Raw genomic sequence first — 22,025 nt, forward strand, 5'->3', positions numbered from 1 at the left:
AGGATGATTTTATTATAACAAAAACCCCAAGTAAAGATATAACTATGAAAGCACTTTCATTTTACCAAATATAAAGTGGAATCCCAACTTATTTATTATCAAAATTGGGTTTATAACAATAATTTTACTTAAAAAGCCTTGCAGGTATTAGACCTGCAAGGCTATGAATAATTAATAGTAAGGATAGTAAGGGTATGGGTATGGCGGATAGTATGGATACGGGTAAGGATAATAATAAGGTCCTGGACTTAATGCTGCACCTAGTGCTAATCCTCCTAGGAATGGTAACCCAAATCCGAATCCAAACCTGCGACGGCCAAAACCGAAGCCTGGTCGACCAAAACCAAAGCCAAATCTCATGTCATTTTGATTCATGTGCATAATCTTTTCCTCCTCAATTTATACTTCTCACACTAAAGAATATGCACATAAGAAATTGGTTTCTTGGGTATATGTCCCTGAGTATAAAAATTTAAGTAGACATTTGCATAGAAAAACTCGCTTGAAAGCGAGTTTTTCTGCTATTCCTCATTATTTTGATAAGTCTCACTGCTGATTTGTTCCATCTCTTGTCCAATATATCCGCTATTATAGGAATCCATGATTTGCTCGCTTACCTCATTTGTACCATTTTCATTAAATTCAAATGTAAATTTATTTGGGTCTTGTTTTAACATCTTTTAATCTCCTTTCCATGTATGGTTACTCTTTTATTTTTCGAAAAATTGAAACATTTATTCCTAGAAATTATTGTATAATTTAGGTAAGGAGGGATTATCATGGGAGTTCGATATGGCCATATTTTAGTTGCTATAGATGGCTCAAAAGAATCCGAGTGGGCACTAGAAAAATCGATTGAAATTGCTAAGAGGAACAACGCTAAATTGTTATTAGCACATGTGATAGACACAAGGTCATTTATGGTAATTGATACTTATGATCCAGATATTGCTGATCGCGCAAACAAACTTGCCATAGACATGCTGGAAAAATACCAAACCCAAGCAATAGAATCAGGCGTTCCGCATGTTCAATTTGAAATTGAATACGGCTCACCTAAAGTTAAAATCCCTAAGGAAATAGCTAAAAAGCACAATATTGACTTAATAGTTTGCGGTGCTACTGGCATGAATGCAGTTGAGAGATTCTTGATTGGCAGTGTGTCTGAACATATTACCCGTTACTCCCCATGTGATGTCCTCGTTGTCCGTTCACAAAAATAAAACCGTGAATGCTTTCTAGATGTGTTGTAAAATAGAAGAATAACTTGTCTTGGAGGCTGTCACATGAAAGAACATTTTTCCTTTGATCAACGGCTTGGCATTTCGATTCCCAATCTAGAAATGGAATGGGCACATAATAGTGAGGAAACACAGGAGGCTATCCTATTTCATTGGGAAAAAATTCGAGGTTCCATTCCTGATCGAATTGCTGAACTTGAAAATACGATTAATCAAAAGCAAGCACAGCTTTCTAATGAAAATAACTTTAAAAAATCATGTGAATTAAACAGTGAGATAGCTGAACTTGCTTCCATCATCAATGATTTATGGCTTTGGTACAGAGCCAACCAAACAGTTTCAGAAAAAATGCATAATTAAATAAGAAAAGCACAAGGCGCCCGCCTATCGGCTTCTGACCTCGAGCCGATGGCGCCTGGAGCTGGACACTAAAAGAGCTCCCTAGCAAAGGAGCTCTTTTACCTATAAATCTTTTTTTATTTCTCTTACTACATGACCAATCTCTGGAAGGATTAACTTATTCATAGCAAGTTTTACCGCTCCTGTAGAACCTGGAGTAGAAAATACAGCTTTATTTTTTACTACTCCTGCAATAGCCCGTGAAAGAATAGCAGCTGAGCCGATATCCTCTTGGTAGCTCAACATCCTAAACAATTCTCCAAAACCAACGATTTCTTTATCCAACATTCCCTGAACGGTTTCAATCGTTACATCACGTTTGGCTATTCCCGTACCGCCATTTGTTAGGATGACATCAATATCTTCACGTTCACAGCCATTTAAAATGGCCTCTTTTATAGGAGCTGCTTCATCCTTGACGATGACATAATCAACAATAGCATGCCCAGCTTGTTCTAGCATTTCCATCATTACCTTGCCACTTTTATCGGTATCCTTATTTCTTGTATCACTTACAGTAATCACTTTACAATTAACTTTCTTTGGAGCCCCTTGCTTGTGTTCGGTAGTACTCATCTCAAATTTCCTCTTTCTGATTTAGGTATCTCAGTTTGTAATAGTTATGGGCAAATTCTGTAACTTTTCTTGTTAATTGATAATTTGTCCCTGCACCAATGGCCATGCTTACAACCGGCATTCCCTGAATGAGCCGTTTGCGGAATATAGTTATCACCATTGCTTTTAGTAATTGTTGAATGGGCTGCTCTAGCCAGGTCACATCTGAGATTTCTTCATTTCCTTCATAAAAATAATGGTCATCGCTCGAGCTCATTTCACTCCTCAAACTAGACCAACCCTCTTTTTGAAGTCGAACTGGCAGTGTTGCTGTATGAAAGACCTTTAGAGAACTCATCATTTCGTAAGGAGTATTTACCTCAAAACCATATGTCATGGCAATTAGTTGTACCACCCTTAAATTAATTACGGCCATTGCCGGAATGTCTGTACCTAACAGCAGCGGTCCACCCGTTCCCGCTAAGCCTCCCTGCGCAAAGGAGTATAGACGGTGCCTTGCAATTTGCTGCATGGCTATGTACTCTAACTGATCAATATTCAAATTCCTTAAATCCTCAATTTGGTACAATTCCTTATTAAAAACACGACCTGAAGAAAGGATTCTTTCCTTTGCATCCATTTGTATCTGAGAGCCTTGTATCATTCCGTGTAAATGGAACAACCAGGTATCAAGAACCGAAAAAAACTGGTGTTGAATATTTTCAGGTAATAGAGAGAAAGAGCGCTCTAAATATTTTTCATACGTAAGCTGTAAATCATTTGCCTCGTAATTTAATAAATGCTTTTCCCACTCTCTAATTTCATTCAATACCTCTATTTCCCGTTCAGTTAATGGCATTGGCATTACCTCCTCACTTCACTTCTCTTTTCCTTCCAGTATATCACAAAGAAATATACTTAAAAAATGCAAAAAGGCAGGCTGTCTCTAGGACATCCTGCCTTATAGGAAAAAATTATTGTGCTAAACGTACAACGTCACGTGCAATCATTACTTCTTCATTTGTAGGAATAACGATTACTTTTACAGGTGAATGTGGATAGTTAATAAACCTTTCCTCACCTCTGATTTTATTTAATGCAGGGTCCCAATAAACACCCATAAATTCTAGACCTTTTAAGACTTGTTCACGAACTACATCGCTATTCTCGCCAATACCTGCTGTAAAGATAATGGCATCAACCCCATACATACGTGAGGCATATGAACCAATATATTTATGGATACGATTAGCAAAAACATCCAATGCAAGCTGAGCACGTTCATTTCCATTACGTGCTTCAATTTCGATGTCTCTTAAATCACTTGAGAAACCAGAAACCCCTAACATTCCGCTCTCTTTATTTAACACATCAAGTACTTCTTCTGCTGTTTTATTTGTTTTTTCCATTATGAATGGAATTAATGCAGGGTCGATATTACCTGAACGAGTTCCCATTGTAACCCCAGCTAGAGGTGTAAAGCCCATTGATGTATCAATTGATTTTCCACCTTCAATGGCAGCGATACTCGCTCCATTTCCTAAATGGCAGGAAAGAAGGCGAAGCTGTTCAACTGGACGACCCAAAAGTTCAGCCGCACGCTGTGAAACATATTTATGACTCGTACCATGGAATCCATATTTACGAATACCATATTTTTCATAATATTCATATGGAAGACTATAGAGATATGAACTTTCTGGCATTGTTTGGTGAAAGGCTGTATCAAATACTGCAACAGCAGGAACATTTGGAAGAACACCTCTAAAAGCCTTAATTCCCGTAACGTTCGCAGGATTATGCAGAGGTGCTAATTCTGATAGTTCGTCAATTTTATTTAATACTTCATCAGTAATTAAAACGGAGTCATTAAATGCCTCCCCACCATGAACCACACGGTGACCAATCCCTTCAATCTCACTTAGTGATTGAATAATACCTAAAGTAGTAAGCTTATCAAGCAGCATTTTTACAGCTACTTCATGGTCAGGAATATCCGTTGTTTCTGTAACTTTTTCACCATTAACCGAAATGGTAAATATTGAATCGTTTATGCCAATTCTTTCAATTAGTCCTTTTGTTATAACTTCTTCAGTAGGCATTTCAAATAGTTGAAACTTCAAAGAAGAACTGCCTGCATTAATTGCAATTATTTTAGACATTTCGTTTACCGCTCCTTTTATAAAACAACATCGGTTCAAGAAGTTCCTTTTTTTCGTACAAGGTTATTTTGCTCAAACAGACACCGTTTATTGCTTTCATCACCTCATTTAATCACTGTATAAATTACATTTCAAGGAGGAAATTGGATGGAAACGGTTACCGCTGAAATGAAAATTTATTCACATTATTCTAATTGTTCTCAACTAATAAAAAAGCGATAAAACCGCTGTGAAACCCGGTTTTAACGCTTATTATCTAGAAACCATTTATCGATTTTTTTTAAGATATTGTCCATCTCAACTGCACTAGATAAGCTTGGAAGATTGGCAAGTAAGGCTTGTTTAGGCGCCGCTATCCCTTCACCCTTCTTTTGCAGGATTAATATACTTTTTGCTGCATTTTTATTCTTAAACATACTTATAGGAAGTTGTAATACCCCTTGAACGATGATTTCTTCCTTAAAGTATTCACGAAGCTGTTGTGCCTGATCACTTTCAAAAAGACCATTTGGAATGATAAAAAATAAATATCCTCCCTGCTTTGTGTGGTTGACACTTTGTTCAATAAATAAATGATGCGCATAGGAGTGCCCCTCTGGCGCTTTTAGCTGATAATCTGACGCCCGGACATCATTGGGGTAGTATCCAACAGGCAAATCGGCGATTACTGCATCGACAGGGTCAATAAATAAAGGTTCAAGACTATCTTGATTAAAAAGTTCAATTGGGTGCTCCTGTAAATTTGCATTCACGTAAGCAAGTTTAAGTAACAGGTCATCTATTTCAATCCCAATACTTTGGACATTTTTTTGCAGCTGATTCAATACAGTAGTTACTAAATTTCCTGTTCCAATCGCAGGGTCTAACAAACGGAGTGCTGGCTGCTCAATAAATTTATCCACTAGATAGCTCATTAACATCCCCACACTATCAGGCGTCATTTGATGGTTAGGCTGAACATTTTCTTTCATCCCTTTTAAGATGACAAGCTGATAGGCTTTACGAATTTCTTCCTTTGTAAAACTGCTTAAATGTATTTCTTGGTATTGTTTCTGGAGTCTTTTTTCAGTTATTTCACTTACTTCATCCTGAAGAACAGATCCATGAAATAAATTCTCACCGGTTTCGGCTAATGCTTCTAAATATGTACAAGCTAGTTCTTCCTGTAAAACTAGAGCAGTTTCATTGAATAACGTGAAAAGCTGCTCGACTGGAGCCATTTTCATACCCTGCACCTCCTAAAATAAAGAAAAAGGCCTCATCCATTGACGAGGCCTTCTATCGTCATCTAAATTACTTTGCATTCCTAGCAGCTTCAAGTGCCGCCTCATAGTTCGGATGATTTGTTGCCTCACTTACATATTCCACATAAGTAACAGTATCATTAGAATCTACAACAAATACAGCACGAGTCAATAAACGCAGTTCCTGAATTGCCACACCAAATGCTTCTCCAAAAGAAAGGTCACGATGGTCTGATAGAGTTTGGACATTTTCAATACCGTTTGCTCCGCACCAGCGTTTTTGTGCAAATGGTAGGTCTACGCTGACAGTTAGGATTTTAACATCTCCTAAGCTATTTGCTTCTTCATTAAAACGACGTGTTTCTGCATCACACACGCCAGTATCTAAAGAAGGAACGGCACTGATTAAACGAACCTGTCCTTTTGTATTCTCTAGTGTTACAGGTGATAAATCATTCGCCAAGACGCTGAAATTAGGAGCTTTGTCGCCCACCTTTACTTCGTTGCCTAGCAATGTTACTGGGTTCCCCTTGAAAGTTACGTTTGCCATTTAAACATCCTCCTTTTTCCGTACAAAAGCGAAATAAATTACGCCTTCAACATAATTATGTACAGTGTAAATATATCTTTTCAGCATTTTTTTTGCAATGATTTAGGCTTTCACTTTCATGAAAAAAGTTAACCTCCCTTTATATGTGGAAGTTAACTTTTACACCTATATATCAAATTCTTGCTTTTGTGGTTGGTTCTGTGTGGAATGCTGCGAACCTTGCCCTGAACTCTGCTGCTCATTTTTCTTTGAGAACATTTGCTGAATCTTATCCACAGCTTGTGGAGCCATTTCTAAAATCTTTTCATAAAGATGAGTACTTTCGTCAAGATGAAGCATTTTTACTCCTTGAGAATTCACAATTAAAAAGGCAATTGGAGTAATGGAGACTCCTCCACCGCTACCGCCTCCGAAAGGAAGCTTTGATTGACCTTGACTTTGACCTTGTTCCTGACCTTTTGATTGCTGCTGAGAACCACTATCTAGTTTAAATTCACTACCACCTGCAGCAAATCCAAAACCAACCTTTGAAACGGTAAGAATAACACTTCCGTCAGGAGTTTCAACAGGATCACCAATAATCGTATTTACGTCAATCATTTCTTTTAAGCTTTCCATTGCAGTCGTCATTAAACCTTGAATTGGATGTTCAGACATGGCTGTTTCCTCCTCTTTTACACGGTTTTAGTTTTTTCCTTCGAATACGCTGTGTTCATTTTGAGATTTGGGCGTCCGCCCTTCCAGAATTTTATTAGTTTTAATCCTGCTAAAATAGCATACCCGATACGAAACTGAATAATACATGTAATCCGGGTTTGGATAATAGCCATTTGAAAATGGGGCGTAACGGATAAAACAGGCATTTCCTTTAGTCTCAAAAAGTTACTGAGCATGCCAACAACACTTCCTTTGAGAGTCCAAAGTGCACCCGTAATAATGCCAGTATGTGCCGCATCACCTACACCAACTAATGAATGCCATTCAAAATGCTTAATGACTATTCTTTTCATAAATTTACTTACGATCACATGCATGTTAACAACATGCTGTATCAGTTCTTTGGCATCTGACAATTTAGTCACAATGTCATCCTTGCCAACTTGTTGGACCTTGCTGGAAGATTCACTCTCACCTGAATCTCCCATACTTGTATTACCCTTTAGGACAATACTCGGAGAGTTATCATCAATTTTTATGAGAGGGACATTTAGTGTGTATTTAATTAATCCAAACCAGAGTTTAAACACTACACTTAATTCATCATTATCATTATGATGAAAAAAATTAAGATGGATTGTCAGCTTCGAAAAAATAATTAGTAGAAATAATAAAATAATAGCGATGAGAGCTATATACAGCCAAACCAAATTTTTCACTCCTTTCAGCCTATTAGTATCACCTGAAGAAGGAAAAATAAACCCGCTAACGAATTGTTAGCGGGCCAGAATTATCGTTCTACATGAATAACCGAGGTGTCTGTAAAGAGGTCGTGAAGTCCTTGTTTTTTTGGTAAAAAGGCGACAATGATATATCCAATAACCACTGTTGCAGAGATAAATCGGCCAATCCATTCTCGAAAAAGAATGGTTCCCCATGATAATTTGTCATTCTTCAAATCAATTACTTTTATACCAAATACCATTTTTCCAAGCGTTTGATTAAAATATTTTGTCATTAACACGAAATATAAATAAAATACGATTGCGGAAGCAATGGAAATAGGGGCAAACATATTAAATTCCATTATTGGAATGTCAATTGCCCGAAATAGAGGATTAATAATTAATCGCTCTATACTCCCTACAACAATCAAATCCAGCAGGTAAGCCCAGAACCGCATCCAAAAACCTGCATAACGAATGGAGGTTGTATCAGGTTCATGAGTGGTTACTTGTTCATCGACTTTTACTATTTCATTTGAATTTATTTGATTTTCATTTTCCATCTACAGTTCCCCCCTACTCAGCATACAAATACATTAGACGTGGAGAATTGGGTCTTGATAAAATATCCATAAGTCCAGCCATTTCACTATCAGCACCAATAAATTTTTGAACCTTTAAATTTAATAACGAACCAAACCCTATTTGCTCGGTATAGCGGACAACCTTTGCATCCTTTAGCTTCTCCTGCTCCATCATCTGATTGATTACATCTTCTAAGTATCCAAAGCCGTCAATTAAGTTCAGCTCTTTCGCCTGTCTTCCATCATAGATTCTTCCATCCGCAATCTTTTTCACCTGCTCAGTTGTCATCTTTCTGCCTTCAGAAATAACCTTAACAAACCCCTCATAGGAATTGTCGATCATTTTTTGGAGGATTTGCCGCTCTTCCTCCGTCATTTGTCGAGTCGGGCTCATAATATCCTTAAATTGACCACTTTTAATGGTGACAAAATCCACTCCATACTTTTCGGCTAATCCTTCATAATTGATTCCCTGCATAATTACCCCTAGAGAACCAGTCATTGTTTCCTCACTGGCAAAGATTTTTTTTGCACCCGCGGAAATATAATAACCGCCGGAAGCAGCCATAGAACCCATTGAGACATATACAGGCTTCTTTGTTTCCTTTTGGATTTCTAGCAGTTTATCATGGATTTCAGCGCTTTCAACAACTCCGCCACCCGGTGAGTTAACCTTAAGAATAATCCCTTTTACGCTATCATCCTCTTTAATGAATTCTAACCTTTTCATAAATCCTTGATGATTATATCCTGCTGCTTGAAATAATGATTCTGCGTCATTTGTATCCTGAATAACACCATTGACGTCCAGCACAGCAATCTTTTTCATTTCATTCCCTTCCTGAATAACTTCTTCTGTAAAAGGAAGCTCTGATGCCGCAAAAAGCTCACTAATATCTGTTTCAACACCTTTAAAAGCAAATGCAGATAAAAAATTAATCATAACGGATACAAAAAATAATGCCGCAGCAATTCCAAGAGCGGCCCATCGTTTCCCATTCATGTTAAGAATCCTCCTCGTATATTCATTAAAATTTTTCTTACATAATTTAATATTGTTTCAAGATAATGCTAAAATTAATGCAGGACTACCTTAGTTTATCAAAAATGAAAAGTTTATTGGGCTATTTTTACAAATTAATAACCAAAATCTGGAGGGTACCATGGGACATAGACGCAATATCTTTTTTTATCACCACTTAGATAATGAAATGTTGGAAAAGGTTGGAGACTTACAAGGAATGGCAGAGCAGTACGGTCTAACAATTGTAAAGGACCACCGTCAAGCCAATATCATTGCTAGCATTGGTGATGATGGAACATTCCTGCAAGCTGTCAGGAAAACTGGGTTTAGGGATGATGTTCTTTACGGTGGAATCACAATCAAGGATAGTTTAAGTATGTATTGTGACTTCAAAATCAATGAATCCTCTAAGATGATAGAGGCAGTTTCAAATGAACAGTTAAAAGTTCGCCGCTATCCATTTATAGAGGTAATGGTTGACGGGCAAGGAACTTTTCCCTGTCTTAATGAGTTTAGTATTCGCTCCTCCATCATAAAAACACTTGAATTTGATGTATTTATTAATGACCTCCATTTTGAAACCTTTCGTGGAGATGGCTTAATCGTTGCTACTCCAACTGGAAGTACAGCTTATAATAAATCTGTTAATGGCGCTGTTGTTGACCCCTTAATTCCGTGTATGCAAATAAGTGAAGTGGCATCCATTAATAATAACAAGTACCGCACCTTAGGTTCTCCCTTTGTTATTGGAGGCGAACGCACACTTACGCTTAAAATTATTTCTGCTGAGGGCAATGAGCATCCTACTATGGGATTAGACAATGAGGCTTTAAGTATCCAGCATGTTGATAAAGTCCAAATTAAACTCAGTGATAAAAAGATTAAAACCCTGAAGTTAAAAGATAACTCCTTCTGGGAAAAAGTAAAAAGAACCTTTCTTTAATAGCAAAAAGGCTGTCTGGGGAACGACAGCCTTTTTTCATTATTATTGTTTCACGGATTGTAACTCTTGCTGGCGAAGTTCGATTCGGCGGATTTTTCCTGATGTTGTTTTTGGAAGTTCTGACAAATATTCAATTTTCCTTGGATATTTGTATGGTGCTGTAAGTGTCTTAACATGCTCCTGAAGGTTTTTGGTTAATTCAGGGTCATTTGCATTGACATCCTCTTTTAACACGACAAACGCTTTTACAATAAAGCCGCGAATTTCATCTGGGCTGGCCACTACTGCACATTCTTTAACAAATGGATGTTTTACAAGTGCATCCTCAACTTCAAAAGGTCCAATTGTGTAGCCTGAACTGATAATAATATCGTCTCCACGCCCTTCAAACCAAAAGTAACCATCCTCATCCTTCTTTGCTTTATCACCCGTAATATAGTATTCACCACGGAATTGCATTGCCGTTCTTTCTGGATCCTTATAATAGTTCTTAAATAAGGCAGGAGTTTCTATGTGCACGGCGATATCCCCAACTTCTCCAATTGAACAAATTTCGCCTTCTTCATTTATGATTTCTACCCTGTTACCCGGAGTTGGTTTGCCCATAGAACCTGATTTAAGCTCCATTCCTTTTGTTATTCCAACCAATAAAGTATTTTCGGTCTGACCATAGCCGTCACGGACATCCACATTAAAATGTCTTTTAAACGTATCAATTACCTCACGATTAAGCGGTTCCCCAGCAGAAACAGCACTATGCAGGCTAGGTAATTTGTAATCTCCTAGATTCTCTACCTTTGCCATTATCCGATATTCAGTTGGTGTACAGCAAAGGACATTAACGGAATATTTCTCTAGAAGGCTTAAATACTTTTGAGGATCAAACTTGCCGTTATACACTAGCCCAGTTCCGCCTGAACCAAGAACCGATAAAAATGGACTCCAAATCCACTTTTGCCAGCCTGGCGCAGCAGTTGCCCAAACGGTATCACCATCTTCAATACAAAGCCATTTTGGTGCAGCTGTTTTTAAATGTGCAAATGCCCATCCATGTGTATGTACAACCCCTTTTGGATTACCGGTTGTTCCTGATGTATACGATAAAAATGCCATGTCATCACGAAGTGTTTCAGCAAACTCAAACTCTTGTGATGACGCTTTCATTTCTTCCTCCAAAAAGATCCATCCATCTTGCTTTTCTCCAACTGATATCTTCACAAGGGGTTCTTCACTGGAAATATTTTCAAATTGATCAACATACGGATAATAACTAATGACCGCTTTTACATCACCATGGGTAATGCGATATTGAAGGTCCTTTTCACGGAGCATTTCTGAGCTTGGAATGACAACTAGTCCAGCTTTTAACGCCGCTAAGTAAACAACATAGGCCTCAATTAGTCTTGGAATGATGACTAGGACAACATCGCCTTTTTTTAGACCATTTTGTGTGAAAACATTGCCCGCTTGATTCACCTTTTTTAATAACTCTTCATATGTAACCTGATTTGTTTCCCCTAATTCATTTTCCCATTTTAATGCTAATCTTTCTGGATCTTTTGCAAAACGTTCTACTTCCGATACAAGATTATACTTTTCTGGTGCAATTAATTCTTCGCGGTTCATGTTTCTCCCCCTCACTCAAATTAAAAAGCATTATCACAAATTCTATTATACAAAATTATTCAAAAATTTAAAATTATTATTCTAAAAATAGTTTTTTTGTACAAAAGAAAGAGAGTGGGAAAAATCCCACTCTCTGTAGCCATCTTATTTATTTGTTATCGTGAAAATCCGCCGCCTAATTGAGACTCAGCCATTGCGACTAAACGCTTAGTGATTTCACCACCAACAGAACCGTTAGCGCGTGAAGTAGTATCCCCACCAAGTTGTACACCAAATTCAGTAGCAATTTCGTATTTCATTTGAGAAAGAGCTTGTTCTACACCAGGTACAAGTAATTGATTTGAGTTGTTGTTACTAGCCATGTGATATCACCTCCTTGTGAGTATAGAATGTGTAGAATCACATGGCAGTATTCCTTTTTATAATTGGTAATTGTTCACAAATACTTCACATTTTTCATATTTACAGATACTGTTCACGAGAATGTTGATTGGCTGAACATATCACAATTTATTTAAAATAAATCCTCGAATTCATCAGTTACTTGTTTTGTATCTGGTTTGATTGTTAGGGTTTCTGTCTTTTGTACTGCTTCTTCTATTAAGGAGTCAAAGTCATGGAAGCTTTCGTAGTGTTGGACTTTTTCTCTTTTTGGTTTTGTTTTTGGTGAGGATGGGACAAAGATTGTACAGCAATCCTCGAAGGGTCTGATTGAGATATCATAGGTATCAATGTCTTTGGCGATTTTAATAATATCATTTTTGTCCATTGTCAGCAGCGGCCTTAGGATTGGGGTATTCGTTACCTCATTAATGGCATACATGCTTTCCAATGTTTGACTTGCGACCTGCCCAAGGTTATCACCGGTAATGATCGCTAGAGCTTCTTGTTTTTTTCTAATTTCATCTGTGATACGAAGCATAAACCTTCTTGTTGTGGTCATCGAATAATTTTCAGGAATTTGTTCCTTTATGGTTTGCTGTATTGTCGTAAATGGGACAATATGAAGCTTCATTGAACCAAAAATTTCAGAAAGTTTTTTGGCTAAATCAATTACTTTCTCTTTAGATCTTTCACTTGTATACGGGGGACTGAAAAAATGTACAGCCTCAATTTCTACCCCTCGTTTCATGGTCAAATAGCCTGCAACTGGACTATCAATTCCACCTGACAGCATCAACATTGCTTTACCGCTAGAGCCAACTGGCAGTCCGCCAGCTCCTAAGATATTCTCACATGACATGTAGATGGCCTCAGCTAGAACCTCCATTTTCAAGTTTATATCAGGATTTTTCACGTCAACCTTTATGCCTGGTATATTTTCGAGAATATGCCCGCCAAATGTATGATTGATACCAGCTGTATCCAACTCAAAAGATTTATCAGAACGTTTAGGAGAAATTTTAAAGGTTTGCCCCTCTTTGTACAGACTTTTAACTAAGGAAAGGGCAGCCTCTTTCATTTGTTCAAGGTCTCGTTCAACTCTTATTGCAGGACTAAGGGACTGAATACCAAAAATATTTTTCAAAGACTTGATGATTTCTTGAACGTTTTCGCCATTTACAAGAACGTACATCCTGTCACGCTCAGCCCGTATCTTTATCTTTGGAAAAGGAGCCAATGCGATTCGTACGCTCTTTCTTAACTTGTCTACAAATTTCTTCCGATTTCTGCCTTTGGTAGAGATTTCACCATAGCGAATCAGGATACGATCATATATCATATTAATTCATAACCTTTCTTAGTTGTTTGGCACCTTCTTCAATCGCCATAATTACCTTTTGTGCCTCATCCTCCGTATTATCGTAGGATAAACTTATTCTAAACGCACTGTCAGCCAAATCGTCTGGAACCCCCATCGCTAAGAGTGTTTGACTAGGTAATTGTTTCTTAGAAGAACAGGCACTTGTTGTCGATAAATAGATTTCTTTTTGCTCTAGAGTATGGATTAAAACTTCTGCTTTAACACCTCTGATTGAAAAGTTTAGAATATGCGGTGCAGAATTTTCAAGCGGTGTATTGATTGTAACGCCATCAATCCTGCCTAGCCCTTTTCTCAGAAGTGATTTAACCACTTTCATTCTTTCTAATCCTGTTTCACTGTTCCCTATCGTCATCCTTAAAGCCTTAGCCATTGCGACAGCACCTGCTACATTCTCCGTGCCGCTTCTTACTTTCCATTCTTGGTTGCCGCCCGAAAGCAGAGGGTCCAATCTAACACCTTCTTTAACAAAGAGTGCACCAGTGCCCTTTAATCCATGAAACTTATGTGCTGAAAATGAACATAAATCCACACTATTTTCCATTAGGTTTAATGGAACCTTACCGATAGCTTGTACAGCGTCTACGTGAAAGAGAATGTTTGGGTATTGGTTCAAGAGTTCACCAATCTCAGTAATAGGCTGTATGGTTCCAACCTCATTATTCACCTGCATAACAGATACAAGTATTGTATTCTTTTGAATAGAAGCTTTTACATCCTCTACCTTCACTCTTCCATTATGATCAGCTGGCAAATAGGTAATTTCAAATCCTAACTTCTCCAGCTGCTCCATTGCTCCACGGACTGAAGGGTGCTCGATACTAGATAAAATCAAGTGTTTTCCTTTATTTTTATGTAAAATAGCACTCCCTTTAATAGCCAGGTTATTACTTTCTGTACCACCGGAGGTAATGTAAATTTCAGTTGGTTTTACAGCTAGAAGGTTTGCCACTTGGGTTCGCGCCTGAGTAAGAAGTTTCTCAGCTTGAACACCTAATCCATGGAGAGAAGATGGATTGCCAAAAAATTCACTGGAAACCTTCACAAAAGAGTCTACTACCTCTTTATATGGCTTTGTGGTTGCACTATTATCAAAATAAATCATATCTTTACACCTCACCTTTGCAGGACTAAATCTTACCACAAACTTAATCAATTGAAAAAGGTTTGTGTTTAGATAAAAAAACCGATTCACCATTGTTGGCTGAATCGGTTTTTAGTAATCATTCCATTATTTTCCTACAGTAGCTTTAATTTTCTTTAAGGCTCCCGGGTCGATGGATTCAAGGGAGGCCGCTGCCTGTTCCAATGCTTCCTGGTACTCAAAATGTCTAAATGCTGTTTCTGCATCATTTAGTCCTTTGGCAACCGTTGGATATTGACTTCGATACCTGTTTCCATATTGAATTGCTTTTTCAGCAAGCAATACATTCTCAATCAATTCGACTGTCGTATTAGACAATTTATCAACCGTTAAAACTGCAATTTCTAAGTATTGATTTAATGCGGAAATATTAAGCGGCTTTTCTTGAAGCTGCAGCCTTACATTTTGAAGGCTCTCATTGGTATCCTCATATAAGTACTGATAATCTTCTGGTAATCCAGGAATATTACTTTTGGAAACCAAACGAATCGTTTCTCCCACTTTTTTTGTTAGGTCCTTAAGTGTTTCTCGAGCTTCGAACTCATCCTTCCTTAGCGCTTGAAGCTTGAGTCCGAAATTTTCCTGTTCTTCCTGAATCATTTCGATATGAGTTTTTATTTCCTTCAATTCTTCACAGAGTACCGTTAATGCCGATTCATTCATATTCATTTTTTCCATTAAGATCTCATAATGTTTTGTAACAGAGGCAAGTTGTTTTTCCAAGTGTCTTTGTATTTCAAAATCACTGTCAGTTAAATGGTAGCTTTCTTGAACATGCTTTACTTCATTTGAAAGATGATCATGTTCTTCTAGTACAGAACTTAAGAGTCCACTCATACCTTTTTCGTTTTGGAGGATAAAATGTTTGGCATTCACTTCTTTTTCCAATAAGTCAAAAAGTATGTCAATCCGTTCTTTAACCTCACCAATTCCTTCTAGTGCATTTTCAATTTTCGTCTCTTCAATAAAGGCTAAATACTCAACCAATTTTTCTTTTAAACTATCGATTTCAGTTTCTAACTGAATATGGCTTAAGTAATAACCTTTTTCAGTCATCTCTCTATGTCCTTCAAGAATATCAGTTAATTGGGCTGGTATAAGTGAATGACACTCGATTAAAAGCTGAGGAATTAATTCCATACTTTTTTTAACATTTGCTAACTGATCATGAATTGACAGTACGAGTTCACGGGCCTCGAGATAGTTGCCATTCACAGTCTTCTCATCAAATTCATGAAACTTTTTCGTTACGTCATCTAATTGGGTTTCTAAATGTTTTTCGGATTTGCCAAAACTATGACGATGAGCAAGCAGCGTTTTTTTTGTTTCCCGATACAATTCCTTTAACTGCTCAATTTCCGTTCTGTTTTTTTCTTCGCTACCAACAAGCTCATGTAGTTCCTCAACAATTTTATTAATTTCATTTTCTGTTGTTTGCAATTTATTATTGATTTCCTGTTGAATACCTTTCGCCTTATTAAAGCGATAGCGGTCTATATATTCTTCGGCGTCAAATAACATCTCTTCCAAATCAGGTAATTTAACGGTTACGATATCATCCCATTGGTTACGCCAGCCCTCGAATAACTCTTCGGTTTGTCCGGTCATATTCAATTGTTTTACCTTTGACATTTCATCCATTATTGGTCGATTAAACAAATCAATTTTCCAGGCTTCTAACCTATCCATCTCTTTAAAATACTTTTTCTTTATAAAATACCCCAATACAAATAAGGCTAGTAGCAGGATGATAAATCCAATAAAATACTTCACGTTCAAGCCCCCTGTTTCAAACACTTCATTTAAATCCTCAAAGCATTAGATACTAATCTATAAATAAATTATAATTGTTGGTAAGTTCAATGCCTCTATGATACCATGTTAACGACATTTTTTGACTATTATTTTCATTTTTTTTGTAAAAGAAATTTTAATTTACTAATTTATGACAAATCCCACCTAAAAACACACATTACCATAAATATCCAAACTAAAAAGCACTTGCTTGAAGGAAATTTGTTTTCCCAGCTAGTGCTTAGCATATAAGAATCCGTTTATTTGTTTCAATTTATAAAATAGCCTCTTTCTTTTCTATTAATTTTGTTCCTAAGGTATTGTCAATCCAATTGTTGATTTCCTTTAAATACTTTTGTTCAAAGAACCTCTCGTTTGGAAAAATATAAAGTACTTCTCGTAAATAATGAGCATTAATAAACGGCATCATAAGTAAACCCTTGTATTGGATAATTAGATAAGCGATAGAGTGTGGACGGAATTCTTTCCTTTCAAACCCTTTTTCAAATATCTTTTGAAAATAATACTTTTCCTTTACTGCATAGGTGGACATAATTTCTCTGACCATCTGAGAATCCATTGACAGTTCTCGATACACGAAGCTTGTAAGTTCAATATTTTCACATTGATAGTGGAGCAAATCAGCAGTAATTCGTTTTAAACAATCCTTTACACCTGTATCCATTGAAGTAAACTTTTCTTCAATAATGCTAAGATATTGCTCAAAAAAGTAAGTAAAGCAATATTCTAATAATCCAAGCTTATTTTCAAAATGGTAGGCGATGGTTGCAGAGTTCACTCTGGCTACGGTTGCAATATCACGTATTGACGTTCCACTATATCCATTTGAATTAAAAAGCGATATCGCTGCCTTTACTATTTCTTCCTTAGAATCCTTTTTCATCCTACACCTCCTGTATCAATTACTTTTATCCTTACTATAACAATTCTTGTTATCAGGGTTGATTCCTTTATTAATTTATCGACAAAGTATGCTCTTTTTCTTGTCAGTTTGATAAAATAAATAAGAATACAATAAAAAGATGGGAGAATAACCATGTTTAATGTCGAAATGCACAAAGGGAGCCGCCAGGAAAATTACGATTTAGTAAAAAAACAATTCCAGGCCCTTCTCCATGGCGAGAAAAATCAGATCGCTAATCTTAGCAATGCTTCAGCATTATTAAACCAGTTTCTTGATCGCATAAACTGGGTAGGTTTTTATTTAATGGATGAAAACAATGAGCTAGTACTGGGTCCCTTTCAAGGTCTCCCAGCATGCGTTCGCATTCCACTTGGCAAAGGTGTATGCGGTACATCTGCCAAAACTAGAGAAACACTCCGGGTGGAAGACGTTCATCAATTTCCTGGACACATTGCCTGTGATGCTGCCTCCAATTCTGAAATCGTCATTCCCCTAATAAAAGACGGAAAATTACTGGGTGTCTTGGATATTGACTCGCCAGAGAAAAATCGTTTTGACGAATTGGACCAAGAGCAATTAGAAGGACTTACCGCCATTCTTATTGAACATTTGTAAATTCAAAAAACTCGCCGCAGCGAGTTTTTTAAATTTTCTCAAGCGCTTGCTCGATATCTTCCATTATATCTTCCCATGCTTCAAGACCCACAGAAAGCCGGAGCAATGTATCTTCTATACCCATTTTTCTTCGTTCTAGTTCTGGTATGACAGCATGCGTCATCGTAGCGGGGTGCTGTATTAACGTTTCTGCATCTCCTAGACTCACCGCAATTTTTATTAATTGTAACTGATTCATAAATAATTGAGCTGTCTGTTTTGTTCCTTTGATTGCAAATGAAATTAATCCGCCTGGTTTTTTCATTTGCTTATGCATGATTGAATGATCTTCTTCATAGTCACTATTACCAGGAAAGTAGATGGTTTCAATCTTTTGATGACTTCGTAAAAAATCAACGAGCAGGCTTGCATTCTCACAGTGACGATCCATCCTAACTGGCAATGTTTTTAATCCCCGCAGTAAAAGCCAAGCATCGAATGGAGAAATAATACCGCCCATATCTTTTTGAGTGGTTCTTGATACTGTTTGGATAAACTCACTTTTACCAATTACAATCCCTGCAATGACATCGCCATGACCACAAATATATTTGGTCGCACTATGAAGAACAACATCGCAGCCATGGCTGATAGGCGTCTGTAAATACGGAGAGCAAAATGTATTATCCACCACAACGGGAATACCACGTTGTTTTGCAACACTTGCAACTAATTCTAGATCAATAAGTTTCATGGTGGGATTGATCGGGGTTTCAATATAGATACAGGCTGTATTAGGTTTGAGGTCTTTTTCCAGCATTTCTATTGTAGACATTGCTGAAAAATCATGGCTAATGTTATATTTCCTTTTTAATAATTGCAGCAAACCGAACGTACAGCCATATACACCTTGCGAACACAAGATATGGTCACCTGTTTTAGTTAAAGCCGTCAACACAGCAGATACTGCTGCCATCCCTGAGGAAAAGGCTAAGGCTGCTTCCCCTTGTTCAAGCTTTGCCATTCTATCTTCAAGGATTTTTACTGTTGGGTTTCCTAGACGGGAATAAACAAATCCTTCTTCTTGCCCGGCAAATCTCCTTTCTCCTTGCTCCGCACTATCAAAGGTAAACGAGGAAGTTTGATACAAGGGAGGAACTAAGCTTCCTTGGTGTTCTTCTGAACTGTACCCAGCATGAATTGTTTCCGTTTCAAACCGTAAATTTTTATTTTCCACTCTGACTCCTCCTATTTTAAAACGCTTACTTTTTTTATCTGTTTCTATATACTATTCATTTATGGATAGGATTTTCCTGAAATTAACTTGACACATTGTTGAATAAAATTATATAATATCATTTGTGTAAAATAACTGCAGCCTATGTGAACACTTGAATGGATTCATTTTGTTCCTCAAGAGTCAGCGAACTCTTCTGATGGTGTATCTTGTAACCCTCTGCTGCTAGGGCGAAGGTGCATGAAAACAAAATGGCTATCATTGATGTTTCATAACGGTTTTTATTTTACCAAAATAAAAACACTAAGGAGGAGTCATTCATGGCTCGTTATACTGGCTCAAGCTGGAAAATCTCTCGTCGTCTTGGAATCTCTCTAAGCGGCACAGGTAAAGAATTAGAAAAGCGTCCTTACGCTCCTGGACAACATGGTCCAAACCAACGTAAGAAGCTTTCTGAATACGGATTGCAATTACAAGAAAAGCAAAAACTTCGTCATATGTATGGAGTAACTGAGCGTCAATTCCGTAACCTTTTTGACAAAGCTGGCAAAATGGGTGGGGTTCACGGTGAAAACTTCATGATCCTACTTGAATCACGTCTTGACAACGTAGTTTACCGTTTAGGTTTAGCTCGTACTCGTCGTGCAGCTCGTCAATTAGTAAACCATGGTCACATTATGGTTGATGGATCTCGCGTAGATATCCCTTCATACCGTTTAGCTGCTGGTCAAACTATCACTCTTCGTGAAAAATCACGTAATCTTACTGCTGTTAAAGAAGCTATCGAAGTAAACAACTTCGTTCCTGACTTCTTAACTTTTGATGCAGACAAGCTTGAAGGTACATTCACTCGTTCACCTGAGCGTTCTGAATTACCTGCTGAAATTAACGAAACTCTTATCGTCGAGTTCTACTCACGTTAATTGATTTCCTTATTAAACAGCAATAACAAAAACCCTAGAAGCGTTGATATAACGCTTCTAGGGTTTTTTTACTTTTACTCTGCTATGTAGTTTTTTGTATTCTCCTGATCTTTATTTTTTCTTACTATTAGAAGCAAAAAAACCTTGCATGATATGCAAGATCTTTTTGCTTCTAAGGGAAATCTAGTTTTGAATTCGTTCAATTGCACAAGCTACAACCTATTGGCTAATAATGAGTGGCGGAGGGAAACGAATCACGATATCTCTATTTAGATGACATATCTTCAAAAGAACATTCCTTTAGTGGAACGACCTTCGTTTTATGAATGAGTTTATACCCGAGCCATAATACCAAAAAGATTGGTAAACCAATATAGGAAACGGCTATACCATACCAATCAATTTCACTAGTTAAAAAAGCTTGATAATTTTGGCCGAGAATGACAATAACACACATTGCAAAAGCGAGAATCGGACCGAGCGGGAACCATTTCGCTTTATATTTCAAATCATTCAAGTCCCTGCCCTGGGCCATATATGCTTTTCTAAAACGGTAGTGGCTTACTGCAATCCCAAGCCATGCAATAAACCCAGTTAAACCTGACGCATTTAATAACCATGTATACACTTGATCTCCAAAAATGGACGTTAAAAAGGCCATGCCTCCGATAATTGTCGTTGTGACAAGGGCATTCATCGGAATCCCGCGATCATTTACATTTTGTAAAAATTTAGGTGCCTGTCCGTCCTTTGCCATGGACCAAAGCATACGTGTCGATGCATATAAACCGGATGTTCCCGCTGATAAGACCGATGTTAAAATGACAGCATTCATCACAGATGCCGCAAACGCAATACCCACTTTCTCAAATACCAGGGTAAAAGGGCTGACAGCAATGTTGTCGACATCCACGCCTAACAGGTCAGGACTGGTATAAGGTATAATAAGGCCAATGACAGCAATGGCAGCGATATAAAATAGAAGAATACGCCAAAATACTTGTCGAATCGCCTTTGGTACGTTTTTCTCAGGCTCTTCACTTTCTCCTGCAGCAATTCCCACGAGTTCCGTTCCTTGAAAAGAAAAACCTGCGATGAAAAAAATACTAAAGATGGATAAAATGCCGCCACTGATTGGGGCATCTCCTATAGTAAAGTTCTTAAACCCGATAAACTGTCCACCCAGAATACCGAAAATGGTGAGCAAGCCTACTCCAATGAAAACGATGATTGTCACTACTTTTATTAAGGCAAACCAATACTCCGACTCACCATAACTTTTAACCGACAATGCATTCAATAAGAAGATTAGTCCTAAAAACAGTGCGCTCCATACGATACTCGGTACATCCGGAAACCAGAACTTCATAATAATAGCTGATGCAACGATTTCAACCGCCAATGTAACAGCCCAGTTAAACCAATAATTCCACCCGAGCGCAAAACCAAATGCCGGGTCGACAAAACGGTTGGCATAGGTTGAAAAGGATCCTGAAACCGGCATTAAGGTAGCCATTTCCCCGAGACTTGTCATCAAAAAGTAGACCATGATGCCGATAGCTCCATAAGCTATTAGCGCCCCACCGGGTCCAGCTGTTTGAATAGACGCACCTGTCGCTAAAAACAATCCTGTCCCAATTGATCCGCCAATAGCAATCATCGTCAAGTGACGTGCTTTTAGATTGCGTTTAATTTGCTCTTTACTCCCATTGTGATTCTGATTATTCTGATTATTTTCGTTGTTAGTATAGCTTTTGATTGCTTCCATGCATTGTCTCCCTTCAATTTTGAACTATAAGTATCTATCTAACTATAAGGAATCTATCATTGTAGATTGTTTAGGACAATTTATCCCTTTTTGAAGTGATAGGGATAAATTGTCCATAGGAATAGAAGTTCATTGCAGGTAATTATCGAAAAATGGGAGACGGCTCGC

The 22,025-nt window shown here is 37.6% G+C and carries 24 protein-coding genes; 5 read left to right on the forward strand and 19 right to left on the reverse strand.

Annotation, left to right across the window (positions count from 1 at the left end):
- Nucleotides 1-171: 171 nt before the first annotated feature.
- Nucleotides 172-381, reverse strand: coding sequence for a hypothetical protein (locus ACY3XC_RS04295; RefSeq protein ID WP_464867399.1), 210 nt, complete (start codon nt 379-381; stop codon nt 172-174).
- A gap of 140 nt (nt 382-521) precedes the next feature.
- Nucleotides 522-677 carry a hypothetical protein gene (locus ACY3XC_RS04300; protein ID WP_464867400.1) on the reverse strand — a complete coding sequence of 52 codons (156 nt, stop codon included), beginning with the start codon at nt 675-677 and terminating at the stop codon, nt 522-524.
- Nucleotides 678-779: 102 nt separating this feature from the next.
- Between ACY3XC_RS04300 and ACY3XC_RS04305 the strand changes: the two genes are divergently transcribed.
- On the forward strand, nt 780-1,223 hold the full coding sequence (locus ACY3XC_RS04305; RefSeq protein WP_464867401.1) for a universal stress protein: 444 nt from the start codon (nt 780-782) through the stop codon (nt 1,221-1,223).
- Nucleotides 1,224-1,286: 63 nt separating this feature from the next.
- Nucleotides 1,287-1,601, forward strand: a complete 315-nt coding sequence (locus ACY3XC_RS04310; protein WP_464867402.1) for a hypothetical protein — start codon at nt 1,287-1,289, stop codon at nt 1,599-1,601.
- A 102-nt stretch (nt 1,602-1,703) separates the two neighbouring features.
- Here ACY3XC_RS04310 and ACY3XC_RS04315 read toward each other — a convergent pair whose 3' ends face one another.
- The 9 genes from ACY3XC_RS04315 to sppA all read right to left on the reverse strand — a co-directional run bounded on the left by ACY3XC_RS04315 (nt 1,704) and on the right by sppA (nt 9,120).
- A complete protein-coding gene (locus tag ACY3XC_RS04315) occupies nt 1,704-2,216 on the reverse strand; it encodes a MogA/MoaB family molybdenum cofactor biosynthesis protein (protein ID WP_464867403.1) in 513 nt (170 codons plus the stop codon).
- 1 nt (nt 2,217) lies between these two features.
- The gene (locus ACY3XC_RS04320; RefSeq protein ID WP_464867404.1) at nt 2,218-3,054 is read right to left on the reverse strand and encodes an EcsC family protein; all 837 of its coding nucleotides are present in this window, start codon (nt 3,052-3,054) and stop codon (nt 2,218-2,220) included.
- Nucleotides 3,055-3,169: 115 nt separating this feature from the next.
- A complete protein-coding gene (locus ACY3XC_RS04325) occupies nt 3,170-4,357 on the reverse strand; it encodes an acetate kinase (RefSeq protein ID WP_179160041.1) in 1,188 nt (395 codons plus the stop codon).
- A gap of 242 nt (nt 4,358-4,599) precedes the next feature.
- Complete coding sequence (locus ACY3XC_RS04330; protein ID WP_464867405.1) at nt 4,600-5,583, reverse strand: class I SAM-dependent methyltransferase; 984 nt, start codon at nt 5,581-5,583, stop codon at nt 4,600-4,602.
- 67 nt (nt 5,584-5,650) lie between these two features.
- Nucleotides 5,651-6,151, reverse strand: coding sequence for a thiol peroxidase (gene tpx / locus ACY3XC_RS04335; RefSeq protein WP_179160043.1), 501 nt, complete (start codon nt 6,149-6,151; stop codon nt 5,651-5,653).
- A gap of 165 nt (nt 6,152-6,316) precedes the next feature.
- The gene (gene ytfJ, locus ACY3XC_RS04340; RefSeq protein ID WP_179160044.1) at nt 6,317-6,808 is read right to left on the reverse strand and encodes a GerW family sporulation protein; all 492 of its coding nucleotides are present in this window, start codon (nt 6,806-6,808) and stop codon (nt 6,317-6,319) included.
- Between the two features lie 17 nt (nt 6,809-6,825).
- Nucleotides 6,826-7,518 (reverse strand): DUF2953 domain-containing protein, encoded by a 693-nt coding sequence (locus ACY3XC_RS04345; protein WP_464867406.1) that lies wholly within the window; start codon nt 7,516-7,518, stop codon nt 6,826-6,828.
- An 80-nt stretch (nt 7,519-7,598) separates the two neighbouring features.
- Nucleotides 7,599-8,096 carry an RDD family protein gene (locus ACY3XC_RS04350; RefSeq protein WP_464867407.1) on the reverse strand — a complete coding sequence of 166 codons (498 nt, stop codon included), beginning with the start codon at nt 8,094-8,096 and terminating at the stop codon, nt 7,599-7,601.
- Nucleotides 8,097-8,109: 13 nt separating this feature from the next.
- A complete protein-coding gene (gene sppA / locus ACY3XC_RS04355) occupies nt 8,110-9,120 on the reverse strand; it encodes a signal peptide peptidase SppA (RefSeq protein ID WP_464867408.1) in 1,011 nt (336 codons plus the stop codon).
- A gap of 160 nt (nt 9,121-9,280) precedes the next feature.
- Between sppA and ACY3XC_RS04360 the strand changes: the two genes are divergently transcribed.
- The gene (locus ACY3XC_RS04360; RefSeq protein ID WP_464867409.1) at nt 9,281-10,084 is read left to right on the forward strand and encodes an NAD kinase; all 804 of its coding nucleotides are present in this window, start codon (nt 9,281-9,283) and stop codon (nt 10,082-10,084) included.
- A gap of 42 nt (nt 10,085-10,126) precedes the next feature.
- On the opposite strand, the gene mbcS is transcribed toward ACY3XC_RS04360, so the two are convergent.
- From mbcS to refZ, 6 genes are all read right to left on the reverse strand, one after another.
- Nucleotides 10,127-11,710, reverse strand: a complete 1,584-nt coding sequence (mbcS, locus tag ACY3XC_RS04365; RefSeq protein WP_464867410.1) for an acyl-CoA synthetase MbcS — start codon at nt 11,708-11,710, stop codon at nt 10,127-10,129.
- Between the two features lie 155 nt (nt 11,711-11,865).
- Nucleotides 11,866-12,072, reverse strand: a complete 207-nt coding sequence (locus ACY3XC_RS04370; RefSeq protein ID WP_464867411.1) for a small, acid-soluble spore protein, alpha/beta type — start codon at nt 12,070-12,072, stop codon at nt 11,866-11,868.
- Nucleotides 12,073-12,224: 152 nt separating this feature from the next.
- Complete coding sequence (thiI, locus tag ACY3XC_RS04375) at nt 12,225-13,433, reverse strand: tRNA uracil 4-sulfurtransferase ThiI (protein WP_464867412.1); 1,209 nt, start codon at nt 13,431-13,433, stop codon at nt 12,225-12,227.
- Between the two features lies 1 nt (nt 13,434).
- The gene (locus ACY3XC_RS04380; RefSeq protein WP_464867413.1) at nt 13,435-14,577 is read right to left on the reverse strand and encodes a cysteine desulfurase family protein; all 1,143 of its coding nucleotides are present in this window, start codon (nt 14,575-14,577) and stop codon (nt 13,435-13,437) included.
- A gap of 126 nt (nt 14,578-14,703) precedes the next feature.
- Complete coding sequence (ezrA, locus tag ACY3XC_RS04385) at nt 14,704-16,389, reverse strand: septation ring formation regulator EzrA (protein WP_464867414.1); 1,686 nt, start codon at nt 16,387-16,389, stop codon at nt 14,704-14,706.
- A gap of 295 nt (nt 16,390-16,684) precedes the next feature.
- Nucleotides 16,685-17,314, reverse strand: a complete 630-nt coding sequence (gene refZ / locus ACY3XC_RS04390) for a forespore capture DNA-binding protein RefZ (RefSeq protein ID WP_464867415.1) — start codon at nt 17,312-17,314, stop codon at nt 16,685-16,687.
- 153 nt (nt 17,315-17,467) lie between these two features.
- On the opposite strand from refZ, the gene ACY3XC_RS04395 reads away from it, so the two are divergent.
- A complete protein-coding gene (locus ACY3XC_RS04395; protein WP_464867416.1) occupies nt 17,468-17,950 on the forward strand; it encodes a GAF domain-containing protein in 483 nt (160 codons plus the stop codon).
- 28 nt (nt 17,951-17,978) lie between these two features.
- On the opposite strand, the gene megL is transcribed toward ACY3XC_RS04395, so the two are convergent.
- Nucleotides 17,979-19,166 carry a methionine gamma-lyase gene (gene megL, locus ACY3XC_RS04400; RefSeq protein ID WP_464867417.1) on the reverse strand — a complete coding sequence of 396 codons (1,188 nt, stop codon included), beginning with the start codon at nt 19,164-19,166 and terminating at the stop codon, nt 17,979-17,981.
- A 320-nt stretch (nt 19,167-19,486) separates the two neighbouring features.
- Between megL and rpsD the strand changes: the two genes are divergently transcribed.
- Nucleotides 19,487-20,089 carry a 30S ribosomal protein S4 gene (rpsD, locus tag ACY3XC_RS04405; protein ID WP_179160057.1) on the forward strand — a complete coding sequence of 201 codons (603 nt, stop codon included), beginning with the start codon at nt 19,487-19,489 and terminating at the stop codon, nt 20,087-20,089.
- Between the two features lie 265 nt (nt 20,090-20,354).
- On the opposite strand, the gene ACY3XC_RS04410 is transcribed toward rpsD, so the two are convergent.
- The gene (locus tag ACY3XC_RS04410) at nt 20,355-21,857 is read right to left on the reverse strand and encodes an amino acid permease (RefSeq protein ID WP_464867418.1); all 1,503 of its coding nucleotides are present in this window, start codon (nt 21,855-21,857) and stop codon (nt 20,355-20,357) included.
- Nucleotides 21,858-22,025 lie beyond the last annotated feature (168 nt).

This window comes from Bacillus sp. CZDM1 (assembly GCF_055502545.1).